This is a genomic window from Anaerosporobacter faecicola, from assembly GCF_012070565.1.
GTDB classification, from domain to species: Bacteria; Bacillota; Clostridia; order Lachnospirales; family Lachnospiraceae; genus Anaerosporobacter; species Anaerosporobacter faecicola.
This window is the reverse complement of sequence record NZ_JAAQRO010000037.1, coordinates 1-16,796: the sequence shown is the minus strand read 5'-3', so window position 1 is coordinate 16,796 and position 16,796 is coordinate 1. Positions and strand designations below refer to the sequence as shown.

General features: G+C 40.8%; 20 protein-coding genes and 1 pseudogene. 20 read left to right on the top strand and 1 reads right to left on the bottom strand.

Going from position 1 to position 16,796, the window contains the following annotated elements:
* Positions 1-6: 6 nt before the first annotated feature.
* Positions 7-1,455 carry a DNA (cytosine-5-)-methyltransferase gene (gene dcm / locus HBB17_RS16190; protein ID WP_167958547.1) on the bottom strand — a complete coding sequence of 483 codons (1,449 nt, stop codon included), beginning with the start codon at positions 1,453-1,455 and terminating at the stop codon, positions 7-9.
* Between the two features lie 259 nt (positions 1,456-1,714).
* Between dcm and HBB17_RS16185 the strand changes: the two genes are divergently transcribed.
* From HBB17_RS16185 to HBB17_RS16090, 20 genes and pseudogenes are all read left to right on the top strand, one after another.
* Positions 1,715-2,089, top strand: a complete 375-nt coding sequence (locus tag HBB17_RS16185) for a helix-turn-helix domain-containing protein (RefSeq protein ID WP_167958546.1) — start codon at positions 1,715-1,717, stop codon at positions 2,087-2,089.
* Positions 2,089-2,751 carry an ImmA/IrrE family metallo-endopeptidase gene (locus HBB17_RS16180; protein ID WP_167958545.1) on the top strand — a complete coding sequence of 221 codons (663 nt, stop codon included), beginning with the start codon at positions 2,089-2,091 and terminating at the stop codon, positions 2,749-2,751. The genes HBB17_RS16185 and HBB17_RS16180 overlap by 1 nt, the downstream gene beginning before the upstream one ends.
* Before the next feature lie 98 nt (positions 2,752-2,849).
* Complete coding sequence (locus HBB17_RS16175) at positions 2,850-3,002, top strand: hypothetical protein (RefSeq protein WP_167958544.1); 153 nt, start codon at positions 2,850-2,852, stop codon at positions 3,000-3,002.
* A gap of 449 nt (positions 3,003-3,451) precedes the next feature.
* Positions 3,452-4,057: a hypothetical protein gene (locus tag HBB17_RS16170; protein WP_167958543.1), complete on the top strand. Its 606-nt coding sequence runs from the start codon at positions 3,452-3,454 to the stop codon at positions 4,055-4,057.
* Positions 4,058-4,134: 77 nt separating this feature from the next.
* Complete coding sequence (locus tag HBB17_RS16165) at positions 4,135-4,338, top strand: hypothetical protein (RefSeq protein WP_167958542.1); 204 nt, start codon at positions 4,135-4,137, stop codon at positions 4,336-4,338.
* Between the two features lie 9 nt (positions 4,339-4,347).
* Positions 4,348-4,599 carry a hypothetical protein gene (locus tag HBB17_RS16160; protein WP_167958541.1) on the top strand — a complete coding sequence of 84 codons (252 nt, stop codon included), beginning with the start codon at positions 4,348-4,350 and terminating at the stop codon, positions 4,597-4,599.
* Between the two features lie 2 nt (positions 4,600-4,601).
* Positions 4,602-4,883 carry a hypothetical protein gene (locus HBB17_RS16155; RefSeq protein ID WP_167958540.1) on the top strand — a complete coding sequence of 94 codons (282 nt, stop codon included), beginning with the start codon at positions 4,602-4,604 and terminating at the stop codon, positions 4,881-4,883.
* Positions 4,876-6,312 carry a DEAD/DEAH box helicase gene (locus HBB17_RS16150; RefSeq protein ID WP_167958539.1) on the top strand — a complete coding sequence of 479 codons (1,437 nt, stop codon included), beginning with the start codon at positions 4,876-4,878 and terminating at the stop codon, positions 6,310-6,312. Before HBB17_RS16155 ends, HBB17_RS16150 begins: the two co-directional genes overlap by 8 nt.
* 151 nt (positions 6,313-6,463) lie before the next feature.
* Complete coding sequence (locus tag HBB17_RS16145) at positions 6,464-6,874, top strand: gp33 family protein (protein ID WP_167958538.1); 411 nt, start codon at positions 6,464-6,466, stop codon at positions 6,872-6,874.
* Positions 6,875-6,886: 12 nt separating this feature from the next.
* Positions 6,887-7,648, top strand: coding sequence for a hypothetical protein (locus HBB17_RS16140; protein WP_167958537.1), 762 nt, complete (start codon positions 6,887-6,889; stop codon positions 7,646-7,648).
* A gap of 73 nt (positions 7,649-7,721) precedes the next feature.
* Positions 7,722-9,653, top strand: a complete 1,932-nt coding sequence (locus tag HBB17_RS16135) for a bifunctional 3'-5' exonuclease/DNA polymerase (RefSeq protein WP_167958536.1) — start codon at positions 7,722-7,724, stop codon at positions 9,651-9,653.
* Between the two features lie 36 nt (positions 9,654-9,689).
* Complete coding sequence (locus tag HBB17_RS16130) at positions 9,690-10,184, top strand: DUF7768 domain-containing protein (protein ID WP_238483777.1); 495 nt, start codon at positions 9,690-9,692, stop codon at positions 10,182-10,184.
* A complete protein-coding gene (locus tag HBB17_RS16125; RefSeq protein ID WP_207717368.1) occupies positions 10,184-12,667 on the top strand; it encodes a phage/plasmid primase, P4 family in 2,484 nt (827 codons plus the stop codon). Before HBB17_RS16130 ends, HBB17_RS16125 begins: the two co-directional genes overlap by 1 nt.
* A gap of 210 nt (positions 12,668-12,877) precedes the next feature.
* Entirely contained in the window at positions 12,878-13,153 is a 276-nt protein-coding gene (locus HBB17_RS16120) for a VRR-NUC domain-containing protein (protein WP_167958535.1), read from the top strand.
* Positions 13,154-13,224: 71 nt separating this feature from the next.
* Positions 13,225-13,458: a hypothetical protein gene (locus tag HBB17_RS16115; RefSeq protein ID WP_167958534.1), complete on the top strand. Its 234-nt coding sequence runs from the start codon at positions 13,225-13,227 to the stop codon at positions 13,456-13,458.
* Positions 13,455-13,910 (top strand): DUF1492 domain-containing protein, encoded by a 456-nt coding sequence (locus tag HBB17_RS16110; protein ID WP_167958533.1) that lies wholly within the window; start codon positions 13,455-13,457, stop codon positions 13,908-13,910. The genes HBB17_RS16115 and HBB17_RS16110 overlap by 4 nt, the downstream gene beginning before the upstream one ends.
* Before the next feature lie 120 nt (positions 13,911-14,030).
* A complete protein-coding gene (locus tag HBB17_RS16105; protein ID WP_167958532.1) occupies positions 14,031-14,408 on the top strand; it encodes an HNH endonuclease in 378 nt (125 codons plus the stop codon).
* Positions 14,409-14,613: 205 nt separating this feature from the next.
* Positions 14,614-15,156, top strand: coding sequence for a P27 family phage terminase small subunit (locus tag HBB17_RS16100; protein WP_167958531.1), 543 nt, complete (start codon positions 14,614-14,616; stop codon positions 15,154-15,156).
* A 13-nt stretch (positions 15,157-15,169) separates the two neighbouring features.
* Positions 15,170-15,952, top strand: coding sequence for a methionine adenosyltransferase (locus HBB17_RS16095; protein WP_167958530.1), 783 nt, complete (start codon positions 15,170-15,172; stop codon positions 15,950-15,952).
* Positions 15,952-16,671, top strand: a pseudogene (locus HBB17_RS16090) (ParB N-terminal domain-containing protein); the annotation flags it as partial. The gene HBB17_RS16095 and the pseudogene HBB17_RS16090, both read left to right, overlap by 1 nt.
* Positions 16,672-16,796: the final 125 nt, after the last annotated feature.

Genomic DNA, 16,796 nt, shown 5'->3' with positions numbered 1-16,796 from the left:
ATTATGTTAGTTTTTGTACATTTCAGCCAAGCGTTCTGATATTGCTTTAATTACAGGAACACATACGGTGTTACCTAGTAGGTCAAACGCTTCGCTTTCTTTAAGGAATGAGAGGTCATAATCTTCCGGGAAACCGCACAAGCGTTGACCTTCTCGAATGGAAAGACGTCTTAGTCCTCCGTTATCAATTATTCCAAGATGAGAAACATCCATTGCTACTAGTGTTGGTGCTAACGCATTTGGATCCAAAATTTTGGTAAATTCAAAGGAAAGTTTTCCTGTGACGATATTATATCCTTTTGGCTTGGTTTCATCTGGAACTCTACGATTTTTTTCTTTTTTACGAGGATGCTCTAAAGTGAGATAACCCATGTCAACTAATTGGTCAAGGAAGTCCTTAAGGTTATCGTGCTGATAAAAGGTAGCAATCTGTTTTTCAGTTAGTGGCATTCCATCCATCCAATCAATTCCTATTTCAGCCGCCCATTTCTTCTTCCGGCGCTCTCTTAAAAGTAAATTTAAGAATTCGCATTGCTCTGGAGTTGTGTCACCTTTTAAACCAAGTTCCCAACTGTGGATATTATCATCACCGCCTCGTTTATCTTTTATGGCCTTTCCGATTACTTGATCGGGAGTGAAGTGACTAAATAATTTTTCCGTGAACTTTGAATGAACATGAGGCAATCCATGTTCTAAGATGTCCCCAAGAACAGCTGTATGCTCTTCGAAGTTATCCAATGAAATATGGGCATCTCTGGTTCCGACTATGTACACGCGCTTTCTTGACTGGGCTAATTTAAAGAATTGGCTGTCAATTAATCGATATGAAACATAGTATCCAAGTTGTTTTAAATGAGTAACAATTATTGAAAGTGTACGACCATTGTCATGATTAACAAGTCCTTCAACATTTTCTAAAAGAAAACCGTAAGGTTGCTTTTCTTTTAGAATACGTTCTATTTCAAAGAAAAGTGTTCCACGGGTATCTTCGAAGCCGAGACCAAGTCCGGCAGCTGAGAACGGTTGGCAGGGGAACCCCGCGAGGAGGAAATCGAAGTCCTCAATGTCTGAAGCCGGTATTTTTGTAATATCTCCAGCAACGTTCTCTTCTTTGTAGTAATTTTTATATGCTTTGATAGCATATTCTTTTATTTCACTACTTAAAACACATTTAGGTTCAAATCCCTTTTCTCGAAAGGCATTTTCGAATCCTAATCGGATGCCGCCTAAACCTGCGAATAGGTCAATGAATTTAACTACTTTATCGTCAGCTCTTTTTCTGCGTTCGATTTGGGAATTAATTAAATCCATGCATTTTTCGGAGAAACTATCTCCGTGAGCGTATTTTTCAATATCATCTTGTAATGTGGGAGTGATATATATTGTCTTGGCTATTTTCTTCTGGTCTTCAGGAAGAGGTGTTCTACCAGAACCCTCACGTTTTCCGCCATGCATAATGAATCTCCTTTTTTGATAAAATGTCAAGTGTTATTATAGCATATACGACTTGATTTTGCAATGTCTTAAATCAAGTCTGAAAATCTATTTATAGCACTTGTAACAAAGGAAAATGAAAAAAAGTATTAAAAATAAAAGAAAAAATTATCGAACCATTGACAAGTAGTGTAATAGTGGGTATAATAAAAGTACGCTTAATAGCGAAATTGTTATGATGAAGAAAAAGTACGCAAATAAGAGTTTTAGGAGTGAGGACATGGCAGGAGAATTTGGTAAGTATATTGCAGAGAAAAGATTGGAGAAAGATGTAAAACTCAGACCTATAGCAGACAAGTTAGGCGTTTCTGTAACTTACTTGTCCGATATAATAAAAGGAAGACGAAATCCTCCAGACAAAGAAGGATTAGAGATTTTGGCTGAAATGCTTGGATTAAATGATCAGGAGCGAGCAGAGATGTTTGACTTGGCTGGAAGAGAAAGAAATCAAGTGGCCCCAGATTTAACGGATTATATCATGGATGAAACATTGCCAAGCGCAAGGGCTGCGTTCCGTAAGGCCCGAAATGCAAATTTGGGTGACGATTTTTGGCAGGAAGTCAGCAAGTTTATTGATACAAGAGGAGGTAACTAATGGATTATAATATGGAAACTTTGTTGCCGTATATTCCGCCTTCTGAATATGATAAGGTTGCAACGGATTTTTTGGAAACATATTATCCAGATGCATTAAACAAACCACAGGCGATTCCGATAATGGATATTGTTAAGGATGGTATGAAGTTAGACTTAAAATTTGTTTGTCTTTCTGAGGAAGTGGATATATTAGGTATGACAATTTTCGATGATGGTCTTGTCGAAATATATAATCCTGAAGATGGTCTTTATGAGACACAGTTTTTTAAGAAAAAGACTGTGCTAATTGACCCGGAAGCTGTGAAAAAGACTAATATAGGCTGCAGAAACAATACGATTGCCCACGAAGCAGTACATTGGTATAAGCACAGAATGTACTATAAGATGCAAAAGTATTCTTTGCCTAAGAAAGCAAAATATTGTAAATGCAATATAAATGATTTTCCGTATATGAATGAAGACGAAAGTATTATGGAAAGTCAAGCGGTGGGGATTGCACCAAGAATATTGATGCCTAAGAAACCTTTCATAGAGGTTGCAAAAGCATATGATATAAAGTCCGTAGAGGATAATTGGAGAGAAATTTCAGAAATTGCACAGTTGTTTGATGTTTCAAAACAGTCGGTAAGAATCAGGCTACAGGAATGTGACCTGTTATAGTATCTTGCTGCTCAGGCAGCAAGAAAATTTTTTGAAAGAAACTTCGCAAAAAAGCGTAAAATTAAAAACGCCAACAAAAAAAGAAAGTGAGGAATTCTATGGATAGAGCCAAGAGAACAACTAATGATGACAAGCTTTTATGTATTCTTAAAAGAATTTCTGCAAAAGGAAAAAATGCAGAAGTAAAGATGGACAAAAATGGTAGATGGATTGTCTATGAGGTAAGTAAAGAGAAGACATTGGTCGAATAAAGAGGTATTCGGCAACGACTAAGAGGAGTCAGAGAGTAACTACAATGGTTACTTTTTGACTCCTTTTTATTTTTTCTTGAATTATATGAAGGAAAATACGGTGCTGTGCGATTTTTTACATCGTATTTTTAATGCTGTTTTATGTGTGGAAGGAGAAGAAGTATGTATCGAGTTAGAACACCAACAGTTTTGGAATGACCATTATTGTAACCTAGAAACATTTTAACATTTAACTGAATCACACTTGCTGAAATATTGAAAGCGCGCAAGAGGCAAGCGGGATACACGAATAGAGATGCAGATAAACACTCAATCGGGAGTTTAGATCTGGTCTTGAAAGTGTGTCAGACCGCTTTCTTCTTGTGCGCTTTTTTAGTGCCTTCGGAAGTCTGACCCATATCGTGTATCCCCTTGCCTGTGATTCCAACACAGAACAAGGAGACATTGATATGAAGATTGAGACAATCGCATTCCGTAATGACGGAAATTATGTAACAGAGGACGGCACAACATTTGTAATGAAATTCTTAAATCCAGCTTATGGCGAAAAGGATGAGCCGGAGTATATCACACAGGAAGTTCCTATTAACGCAAATGATGAGTGGGTTAAGGAGTATATGGACGAGCAGCACAAGTGGGCAACTTCGCAGGAAAGAGAAGAGGACGAGCGTGTGGATGTTAGTAAGGTTTCAGTTGATTCAGATGAAGACCCTGTGCAGGTCCTTCTCGGCCTTATTGAAAATCAGCAGGGTAATCCAGAGGTAACTCTTGGAATCATCGGTGAGGAAGAGAGTGATGAAAAGAACAAGATTCTTGCACTTCTTACTGAATATAAGGAAGAACTTGCTCCGACTTGGCAGAATCTGCTGGACAAGATTTATGGGGAGCAGATGAGAATTTCGGATATCCAGAGAGAAGATATTGCAACAAAAGGTGAAACAAAAACTAACCAGGCATATTCCAAGCAGGTTAATAAAGCCATCGAGAAATTGAAGAGCTGTTTTGAGGCTGCCGGATATGAGGTAGACCGCACTCCAAAGAGAAAACGTAAGTAGTCAAGAGTTCTAGGGTTGTAACTTTTCCCGTCTGTGAGGGAAGAGTTACTTCCCACCAATTATAGGAGGTAAAGCAGATGGCACATAAAGTCAGAGTCAATGTCGTAACAAAGGACAACCGCAAGGAAATGTTGTATGCGGGCAAAAAAATCAGCCTTCCAAGAAAGCTAGTGAGACTTCTCTTTGGTGAGGCAACACAGATTTTAATCATGCAGCCGGGACAGAGTGTTGAGCAGGTGGAGTTCATTGAACTTCCAAAAACAGCAACCAAGGCAGAGTAGGAGGAAGTTATGGAATTACAAAATATCATATTCCGTTTGAAAGCCGGAGATAGGGTTCGGCTGCAGGGAGTGAAGTTTTATGTTGAGCCGGATGAAGTTTGGTTCGTGAAGGAAAGCGGTGACCGTCTCTTCTTCAAAGCGGTGTTTACATACACCTATGGTAAGAAAGAACAGTACCTCGGAGAGTTTTCAATTTATAAGGAAGCAATTTTGAACGGAGCAATTAAGATGCAGAAATTACAAAGTGCAGGGAGGAAGTAAAGATGAAGTTTGAAAATGTGAAATACAGATTAACAGCCGGAGAGGAAGTAATCATTCCTAAAGGAGTTACTTTCTATGCCAAGCCAAGCAAAGTTGTGTTTATAGCGGAATATCCGCACCACCTTTTATTTGAAGGAACATTTGAAGCGGGTAAAGAGATATATGGCATAAGAAAAAGAAGATTCAGTGTTAGTAAGGCTTCCCTTTGGTGTGGGGATGCGAAGGTACGCAAAGTATCTGACGGGACCTATGTCGGCATAAAGGAGGGCGAAGATAATGAATAATAACAGTTTACCAATGCCTGTAAAGGGCAGACCTTTTGACCATCAGCAGAGAGCATTTGATTTTGTATGCGGACTGTTTGGTCTTATACCATCAGCTGTCAGAAGTTCCGGGGCAGCAATTCTTGCAGAAATGGGGTGTGGCAAAACCTACATTACCATTGCTGTGATTGGAATTTTATATCAGTTCGGATTAGTGAATAGATGCCTTATCGTAGCACCACTTTCCTTACTTGGTGTATGGGAAGAAGAGATACTTAAGTTTGCAGATTATCCTGTGAACATTACGGTGCTGAAAGGTAGTTGTGCCAAGAAGAAAGAACAACTGGCAAATATTCCGGCAGAAGGACTTCAGATAGTTGTTGTGAACTATGAAAGTGCGTGGAGACTTGAGACTGAACTTCTGCAATTTGGTGCAGATATTATTTGTGCCGATGAGGGTCACAAGATTAAAGAAGGAAGAACCTCCCAGGCGAAGGCTATGCACAACTTGGCCGACCATGCAAAGTTTAGATGCCTTTTGACAGGAACACTTATTACAAATAAGGAAATTGATGTTCACAGCCAATACCGTTTTGTAAATAAGGAAATCTTTGGTGGCAGCTTTTATCAGTTCCGTAACAGATATTTCGATATGCTGGGTTATGGTAATCACACACCAATATTCCGTAAAAGCATGACAACGGATTTTTTACAGAGATTACATTCGGTAGCATTTCGTGTGACAAAGGCAGAGTGCCTTGACCTGCCGGAAATCACAGAGGAAGTTCGCCACGTGGAATTAGAGCCAAAGGCAATGAAAATGTATAAAGAATTGGAAAAAGAATCCTTTACAGAACTTGCAGGTGGCGAAGTTTCTGCACCAAACATTCTTACAAAGTTGCTCCGTCTGTCACAGCTTACAGGTGGACATTTAACAGATGATGATAAGAACACGGCAGCAGTATCTAAATCCAAACTGGATACGCTTGAGGACATCATTGATTCATCAATGGCAGAAGGTAAGAAGTTAGTTGTTATGGCTCGTTTTGTGCCGGAACTTAATGATATAGAGAATCTTCTTAAAAAGAAGAAAATCGGTTATGCCGTAATTCGTGGTGGAGTCAAAGACCGTGATGAACAGATACGCAGATTTCAGAACGATGATGACTGCATGGTGTTTGTAGGCAACATTGCAGCCGCCGGACTTGGTATTACACTTACAGCTGCATCCACCATGGTTTTTTATTCCCTTGATTACAGTATGTCTAATTTCGAACAAGCAAAAGCACGTATACATAGAGTTTCACAGCGTGAAAATTGCCATTACATCTATCTTGTGGCGAAAGGGACCGTGGATACAAAGGTACTTCGTGCTTTAAGAAATAAAGTGGATTTAGCAAAAATGTTAGTTGATGATTATAGAAATGGTAGCAACCCCTTCTCTGAGTAGGAGGGGTTGTAATTTTTCCCGTCTATGGAGGATAGGTCATCCTTCATCTGATACAGGGGTTGTAACTTTTCCCGTCTGTGAGGGACAAGTCGACAGTCACAAAGATGAAGAGTTGTAACTTTTCCAGTCTATAGAAAGGAGGAAAAGCCGTATGGAAGACAGACAGATTATGGAACTTGCAGACCAGCTTAAAGCGGCCAAGGAACGCAAATCGGAACTTGAAGAGCAGACCAAGGTAGTGAATGCTGAAATCGACAGACTTGACTTGGCATTATCGGACGCTATGGCAGAGGCGGAGTTAGATAAGTTTACCCATTGTGGTAGCACATTTTATCTTAAAAGCCGTTTATTTGCATCTCCGATGGCAGGTAAGAAAGAAGATTTATATGCAGTTCTTAAAGAGAACGGATTCGGTTCATTGGTAACGGAATCAGTAAACGCAAACACGCTTTCCAGCTTTGTTCGAGAGCAGAAGGCGGAGAACGGTGATGAATTGCCAGAATGGTTAGACGGATTCATCAACACTTTCGAGAAGGTTTCAGTTGGAATTAGAAAAAAATAGGAGGACACAATTATGTCAGAGAACATCGAAGTAAAAGCAACAGAGATTGCAGAGACAAGTGGATATGCTGCACTTGCAAATATGGATACTTTAAACAACGCATTAGCAGAGGATTGCGATGGACTTGAGTTTAGTCTTGATAAAATCAAAATCCCTTCTGGCGGTGGAACAGCATTTGAAGTGCCTACCGATGAGGAAGGCGAAACAGATATGGTTAAGGAAATCACAGGAGTTATTCTTTATAACCATGCAGTGAATTCCTTCTACAGAGAGAAATATTCCGGCGGTTCCAATCCACCAGACTGTGGCTCTTTTGATGGCAAGGTTGGTGTTGGTAATCCGGGCGGGGATTGTAAGAACTGTCCGTATAACAAATTTGGTTCGGGCGAGGGCAGGAGCAAGGCTTGTAAGAATCGTAGAATGCTTTACATCTTACAGGAAAACGAGTTCTTCCCGGTAGTATTGTCACTTCCGCCTGGATCCGTTGGTTCTTACACCAATTATGTGAAGAGACTTGTTTCAAAGGGACTGCGTCCAAATAGTGTGGTAACCAAGATTACGCTTAAGAAAGCATCAAGTTCCGATGGAATTAACTATTCACAGGCTGTGTTTAAGAATGACAGATTGCTTACAGCACAGGAAAAGCAGGCACTTGCACCTATGGTGGAACAGATGAAAGAGATGGCATCTAATCTTACACCTTCAGCACTTGTGGAAGATGATGTACCTTTCGTGGATGCAGAAACAGGCGAAATTATTGAGCCATTGAACTAAAAATCCTTTTGGTCGAGGAAATATATCACAGAACCGGGAGGGGCAACCCTCTCGGTATTTTGGAGGTTTGAACATGGAAATTAAAAATAAATATGAATGTGTGATCTCGGTGCAGGGTATCAAAGATTACATTGGAAATGCTATAGAAGTAGCATTTGACTATGAAACTGCACCAGATGAACCATTTCGTGAGGAAGATAAGGCGGCGCTTGACCCTCATAAGAGTCATATAGTTGGCTGCAGCTTTTCAGTAAAAGAAGGAACTGGAATTTATGTTCCTATTGCACATTTGATTGGTACAAATATCGACAAAGATGAATTCTTTGCATATTTGAGAGAGTTCCTGTCAGATAAGCGAATTATTAAGATTGCCCATAATATCGCTTTTGAATCTTGCCAGTCCTACCATCAGGGCATCGTGATTAAAGCACCTGTGTATGACACAATTTGTGCCGCACAAATGACGCTTAAAAACCATTATGAGTTCAGACAGCTTAAGGATTCCGGTCTTAAGACATTGGCAAAGGAACTTTGTGGAGAACCATTACCTTCGTTTTCTTCTGTTACAGATGGAAAGCACTTTGATGAACTGGATGGACATGATGCAGAAACAGTGCGTTATGGTGCCGCTGACTCGGATTTTTCGCTTCGTCTGTATCATAAGTTTAACGAGTGGTTTGATAAATTCATGCCTGCACACAGAAAGATTGTGGAGGAATTGGAGTCCCCTACGGCTGTGTACATAGGAATTATGAAACACATTGGTGTACCGATGAACGTGTCTTTAATGGAGCAGAGAAAAATTGAAGTGGAAACCGAGATGGCGAAACTTCGTGAGCAGATTGCTTTTATTATTGGTGATGTGAATATTGGTGCCAATTGTGGTACACAGGCTTTCAAAGACTATTTATATAAGACACTTGGACTTCCTGTTCTTAAGACAACGGCATCAAACCGAGAGGCAGCAGATGATATGACAATGACTATGCTTAAGGAATATTGCGACAAGCATCGTCCAGAATTATCACAGCTGTTTGTGTTGGTACAGGAATATAGAAAACTTGGAAAGATAAAATCTACTTACATTGATGGTTACAGTAAATATATTAATTCGGTAACACAAAGAGTACATCCAGATCTGTTTGCACTTTCAACAGATACAGGGCGTTTTAACTGTACCAAGCCGAATTGCCAGAATATGCCGAGAAAAACAAACGACCCGGTTGGAATCCGTAATTTTGTAAAAGCACCCGATGGTAAGGTTATCGTTTCACTCGATTTTTCGCAGATTGAACTTCGAGTAGGTGCGTTCTACTGCAGGGATGAAAATATGTTACAGACATACCGTGAGAATGGTGACATTCACGCACAGACAACAGCGGTTATTTTCGGTGTTTCCTATGAGGAGGCAAAGGATAAGAATGCTCCGAATTACAAGGAAAACAGAACCATTGCGAAGAACTGTAACTTCGGTGTGTTCTATGGTCTGTTCCCGAAAGGTTTACAGGGGACATTAAAATTCAAAGCTGGAGTGGAAAAGACCATAGAGGAATGCGAGGAGATTATTGCAAACCTTAAGGCTGGATATAAAAATCTTGCTATTTGGCAGGAGAATACAAAGGCAGATGCATATAAGAATGTGTACACGGAAACTTGGATTGGCAGAAGAAGATATCTTCCGGGGATTCGTTCTGAAGATTGGAGCAAGAAAAGTTTTGCAGAAAGATGTTCTATGAATACGCCAATACAGGGTACTGCAGCAGATATTTTGAAAATGGCTATTGCCCGTATTCTTGAGGGACTGGATTCGAGACCTTGGCTTGAACCTATTCTGCAGATTCACGATGAGTTGACCTTCATCATCCCAGAGGACAAGCTGGAAGACGCGGTGGCTTTCGTTAAAGAGTGTATGGAAGTAAAGCCGTTTGCAGAATTTGACCTTCCTCTTGTGGCAGAAGGAGCAATAGGTCATACCTTTGGAACAATGGAAGAATTGGATGATTAGTGATTTGGAAAGTAAGGGTTGTAACTTTTCCCGTCTATGAGGGAAGAGATACAGCCCTACTTTTTTGAAAGGAGGAACTCGGATATGTACAAGAATAGCGAAGGATATGCAGACCCTACGGCTGCAAGAGCAATCGGGCAGGTCATGAAGGAGTACAAAGCCAATCAGAAGAAGATTTGGCGCAAACAGTACGAAATGAAAAATCAGTCCAAGGTGTATGTAGTTTCAAAGTACGCCGGGGATATTGATAAAAACGTGGCGGATGCTATTAAAGCCTGCAGATATCTTATTGATAAGAAGAAACAGCCAATAGCCAGTCACTTAATGTATCCTGCAATTTTAGGTATTGGGGATACAGACATGGAATCAAGAACACTTGGATTAATGTACGGATTGTCGTTGCTTGCAATGTGCGATGAAGTTTATGTCTTTGAAACTAAGAGCGGATTGTCAGAGGGCATGGAGCAGGAAGTCAGAGAAGCAAAGAAACTTGGAAAACCAATAAAATTCATAAAAATGGAGGAGATTTAATGGATACACCAATAAATGTATATGCATCAGATATCATTGGTAGTTTGTTTAATCCTACCGATGAAGTTTGCCTTCGTGTCTTTGCTGACAAGAAAGGTGACCCTTTTACAGGCACAAAGTTAAGTGTTGAGGCAGGAAAGTTTTCGTCAATTATGACAACCCTTGAACAGCATAACCAGCAGAACAGAGGTATTTTCTATGTTGTTAATTATGGGGGACAGGATGATGCGAGTATTACAAGAATAAATGCTCAGTTCGTAGAATGTGATGATTTGTCTTTCGATGAGCAGAAGAAACAGATTGAAGATTTTCCACTTAAGCCATCCCTTGTTATTAAAACAAGAAAGTCTTTACATACCTACTGGTTTATTAAAGGCGGAGAGGTAGGAAGATTTCGTACAGTTCAGAAACAGTTAATCAAGCATTTCGGTGGTGACCCGGCTTGTGTAAACGAGAGCCGTGTACTTCGTCTTCCCGGTTTCAATCATTGTAAGGAAGACCCTGTGAAGGTGGAGTGTCTTTCGTTCCACCCGGAACTTCGTTATACACAGGATGAACTTGCTGCAGTTCTCCCAGAAGTTGATGCGGGTCCTATTGAAGTAAAGCGTGGTAATCAGACAGGCATTGATACAGTGTTGTATTCCTGTGATTTTATTAAGCATTGTATTGCAGACGCAGCATCCCTTTCGGAACATGACTGGTATGCGATGATTTCAAATCTTGCCGTATTCGATGGTGGTACGGATAAGATTCATGAAATTTCAAAGCCTTATTCGGGATACGATGCGAGCGAAACGCAGAAGAAGATTAATCATTTTCTTGACAGCAACACGGGTCCTATGACTTGTCAGACCATTGCAGACAAGGGATTTCAATGTCCTAGACTTGCTAACGGTTCGTGTACTTGCAAAGCACCCGCAGCAATGTGCTTTCAGCCTTTGGAGTTGGATGCAGTAAGAGCAATTCTTGGAACTATGCCTGTTAAGAATTCTGTGGTGGATGATTTGCAGACGGCCAAGGAGTTTATTGAAAAGTATCTTTATAACATCGAGGGTGTAACAGCAGAAGGTGTTATCAACTACGATGTGAAGAATCACTTTTCCTTTAAGAATTCAGATTTGAAATCGCTTATTACATTACACAGAAATGTTTATAAACAGTATCAGTCCAATGTAAATACAAAGAGAAATGGTACAGACCTTCCTGAATGGTATGAACCTACAGAGAAAGGACTTCGCTTTCTTCCGGGTATTCTGGCAGAAAAGATGGCAAAGGAAAAGCCTGTCTTTTATGCAGCAGAGAGTTTCTTCATCTATGAGGATGGTGTTTACAAGGAAGTTAATCAGCTGGTGATTGAAAACATCGTCAGAGAGCAGATGATTCCTCGTTATACGAAGTTATCACAGATTACGGATGCAACGGGTCAGTGGAAAATGCAGGTACTTAAGGATATCTGTGAACTGAACTCAAACCCTTACATTATTAATGTGAAGAATGGTCTTTACAATGTTCTCGAAGATACATTGACCGAGCATACAGAGGACTATCTTTCAACGGTTCAGTTACAGGTAAATTATACGCCGGATGCAGAGTGTCCAAGATTTATTCAGTATTTGCATGAGTCGGTGGATGATGACCAGATTCCGTTGATACAGGAAATGTTGGGTTATTTCCTTATTCCCGTGAATCACGCACAGAAGTGTTTTGTGATTGTGGGAAAGGGTGGTACAGGAAAGAGTCAGTTACTTCTTCTGATTAATGATATCCTGCTTGGCAGAATGAATGTATCAAATGTTACTTGGCAGGCTTTGAATGAGAGATTTAAGACAGCAGAGTTGTTTGGAAAGCTGGCTAATATCTTTGCAGATTTACCTTCTAAGAATATCGATGACAATGGAATTTTCAAGGCTTTGGTCGGTGAGGATTTCTTGACGGTTGAGCGTAAGAACAAGAATCCGTTTTCTTTTCAGTCATTTGCCCGCCTTCTGTTCAGCTGCAACGCAATCCCTCGTAACTATGGGGATAAATCGGATGCATTTTATCGAAGACTTGTTATCATGCGATTCGACAATGTGGTTACAGAAGACAAGAAGGACAGACAGTTGCAGGATAAATTCAGAGAAGAGGCAGACGGTATTTTTCTGTTCGCTCTGGAAGGATTAAAGCGTCTTATTAATAATCATTTCAAGTTTTCTGAAACGGAAACGAATATTAATGAGTTACAAAGATACAAGGAAGATTCAAATTCGGTTCTTTCATTTGTGAATGAATGGTGTGAACTGGATGCGTCCTACGAAGTGCCGAGCATGGAACTTTATAACAAATATAAGGTTTATTGCGAAGTATGTGGCATGAGTCCATATGCACAGAAACGCTTTTCGCAGGAGTTGGAGAATTGCTGTCCTGATCTTACAAAGGGTAAGGATAACCTCGGTAAGAGAAGAACATGGAAAGGAATCCGTGTTTCGGACATCACGGAATAATATTTCGGACATCAAATGGACGGCAAAACAAAGAGGCAAGGACTCCAAGAAGCATTGATTCTTGGGACTTTGCCAAAGGCTGGACGGCAAGGACACCAAAATCTCACTTCTTTTTATATTTTACCATTAATATATACATTGATTTTTTTATAAAAAAAGTGAGTATAATACAAAATTTGCCGTCCAAGGTGTCCAGAAGGGAGGATGCCTATGAAAGAGGCGGATATTGTAAAAGCCATTATGAAATTTCTGAAGACATTGCCTAATTGCTTTGCTTGGAAAGAACATGGTGGAATGTACGGCACAGCCGGAATACCCGATATCATAGCTTGCATTGATGGTAAGTTTTATGGTTTTGAGGTAAAGACGGATATTGGAAAACCTACAAAGTTACAGGAGTCCACTATTCGCAAGATTAACAAAGCTGGAGGAATTGCAGTTGTGGTTCGCTCCGTGGACGAGGTAAAGTCCATACTTGGCTACTAAGATTACAAAGATTCAAAGAGACAAAGATACGAAGACTTTAATCACTCAATTTAAGATTGGAGGAGTCGTATATGGCTAGTAATTATTTAAGACCCGAAGAGGCACTTGGAAATGCTGTTGTATTACAGGCTGTTAAAGATTACAGGGATGCTGTTAAGAAACTGTCCCACGGAAGAAAGAATACTGCAGCCGAAGATACAAAAAAGGAATGCGAGAGATTTTTCAAATCCACTCATTTTAATACATTCACTTCATTGGACGGAAATGTCCTTCTTTCTCAACTAGAGAAGGAGGTGGCGGCATGACTGTAAAAGAATACTTGGGACAGGCTTATCTGTTAGACCAAAGAATCAAATCGGATACGATGGAATATGAAGAACTTCGTATGATGTCGCAGACAATTTCTTCTCCCGGATTTGAGGAACATTATAATGCAACGAAAAATACAGATGCACCCTATATCCGCACATTGGAAAAGATGATGGATATGGAGAATAAGTTAATGGAAGAAATGGCGGTATTGTTGGAACTTAAGCAGCAGATAAGGGAAGTAATCGGTAAAATTGAAAAGCCGGAATTTCAGATGGTGCTTAAATGCCGTTACATCCATAATATGACCTGGTCTGCAATAGCCGATTCATTGATGGCGGATATAAGAACAGTACAGAGATGGCATGACAAAGCTATCTGCAAGGTAAAACTTCCAGAAAATGCAATTAATTTAAAAGTTGCCGTGGTTTGTCATACAATGACATAGTTGCCTTTATGTTATAGTATAATCAGCAAAAATCGAAAATGATAAACAGGCACAAGCCTTCATTGTGGTTTCCACAGTGGGGGCTTTTATTATGCCTAAATATTGTAGGAGGTGGAGAAATTGCCAAGAAAGGCTAAACACCCATGCCACCATCCCGGCTGTCCAAACCTAACTGAAGGACGGTTCTGTGAACAACACCAAAAGGAAGCTAACAAACAGTACGAGAAGTACCACAGAGACCCTGCAACACACAGGCGTTATGGTAGAGCGTGGAAACGCATCCGTGACAGTTATGTTAAGACCCATCCCTTTTGTGAGTTGTGCTTTGAGAAGGGAGTGCTTGTTGAAGTAGAAGAAGTACATCACAAGACACCACTCTCTGAAGGTGGTACACATGACAGAACTAACCTTATAAGTCTTTGCAAGAGTTGTCACGCACGGATTCATGCAGAGCGAGGAGATAGATGGCATGGAAGAAAGAGTGATTCATATGAATGACACCCTATGACGGGTAGATACAAAAAGTATTTTATTTTATTCGTATGACACCCTATGACAACCAAAAACAAAAAGAGTAGGGGGAGGTCAAATCTCTACGGTTCAATCGTCAGGGCAACGGTGCCGCCCCTTCGTGCGTACTTTTTGCGTTTTTGAACGGGGTATTAAACCCCTAATCGTTAAAACATTATAAGGAGTTGATGAAATGGCTAGAGACGGAACTGCCCGTGGCTCCAATATCAAGGTTAATGCCGGGAGAAAATCCAAGGCATTAGCTGAAAAGGTAGCAACGGGGAATCCTGGTGGTAGAAAACTGAAAGTCATTGACCTGCCGGAAGGGACGGAACTTGAAGGAGCAGATATTCCTGAACCTAGTGCGTACATAAAATCCAAGCAGAAAGCGGCGGGCGAGTTTGATGCAGAAAATATCTACAGATATATCTATATGTACCTTAAGGAAAAAGGCTGCGACAAACTGGTGAGCAAGCACTTGGTGGAACAGTACGCAATGAGCGTATCCCGACTGATGCAGTGTGAGGAGGCTATATCCGAATACGGATTTCTTTCCAAGCATCCGACAACAGGGGCTGCGTGTGCATCCCCATTCGTGGCAATGGCTCAGAACTACCAAAAACAGGTAAACACAATATGGTACCAGATTTTCCAAGTGGTAAGGGAAAACTGCTCGACAGATTTCAATCCCGATGATGCAGACCCAATGGAGATTCTGTTACGCAGTAGAGGATAAGGAGAATTTCATAATGATAGAAAAAGTAAATCCATGCCACCCGGATAAGGTGGCAGACAGAATTGCAGGTGCCATAGTTGACTTGGCATATGCTACAGAAGATAATCCAAGGATTGCCGTGGAAGTACTGATTGGACATGGTGTGTGCCATGCGATTATTGAAACTTCGGCTACCCTTGATGAGAGAGATATCGTGGATGCAATTTTCAGAATTGCCGGGGATGTGCAGACAGATATCGTGGTAGTTCCACAGGATGAGCATCTGTCGGATAACCAGAAGGGTGCTATCCGTTGTGGAGATAATGGTATCTTTAAGGGAATGCCACTGACCGAGGAACAGAAAAAGTTATCAAAACTCGCAGGCAGAATTTATGCTGACTACCCAACAGACGGAAAGTACATTCTTGATGGGGACAGACTTATCATCTGTCAGAGCAATGCGGATACAGAAGAACTGAAATCACGATACCCAGAGGCAGAGGTCAATCCGATAGGTGCCTGGGTGGGAGGCACAAATGTAGATACAGGTGCTACCAACCGTAAGCTTGGTTCTGATATGGCTGACTCCGTAACAGGTGGCGGTCTTCATGGTAAGGATTTATCCAAAGCAGATGTATCTGTAAACATTTATGCATTCCTTAAAGCACAGGAAACAGGAGAGCCTATCAGTCTTTGTTGTGCAATCGGAGATGAAACAATCGATGGAAAGCCATATGGAGAAATCGTACAGATTGCAAGGGACTTCATCACAGACCTTGGTGGCTTTGAGGCATTTGCAGAATGGGGGTTATTCTAATGGGAAAGCATACAACTGAAATGAAAATGGTATCGACATCCAAGTTGATACCATATGTAAATAACGCAAGAACCCATTCACAGGAACAGGTAAATAAACTTCGTGGCTCGCTTCGTGAGTTCGGTTTCATTAATCCTGTTATCATCGATTCTGATTTTAATGTGATAGCCGGACACGGCAGACTGATGGCTGCAAAAGAAGAGGGCATCGAGGAAGTACCATGTGTATTGGTGGATTACCTAACCGAGGCACAGAAGAAAGCCTACATCCTTGCAGACAACAGATATGCACAGGATGCGGGATGGGATGAGGAACTTTTAAGGCTTGAGATTGAATCCTTGGAGGGAATGGACTTTGATGTATCTCTTACAGGTTTTGATGATCAGGAAATAGCAGACCTCTTTGCAGATGGCGAAAGCACAGGAGCAGAAGATGATGATTTTGATTTGTCGGATGCACTTGAAAAGGCAGCCTTTGTTGAAAGAGGAGATGTGTGGGTGGTAGGCAGACACAGACTTATGTGCGGAGATGCCACTTCGCCAGAAGATGTTGCTACCCTAATGGACGGGAAAAAGGCAAACCTCATCATCACGGACCCTCCGTACAATGTGGCATTTGAGTCCTCTGACGGACTTTCAATTAAAAATGATAAGATGGAGAACGATAAGTTCTACGAATTCTTACTCGCAGCATTTAAGAACATGGCCGAGCATCTTGAAATGATATGATTCCCCTTAAGTAGACAAGGTAAATAACCAAATCTACTTAGGGGGAAATTTTTATGTCCAAATATACGACAGAAATAAGGCTAGCAGCATGCAAAGAATATTTTGATGGAAAGTTA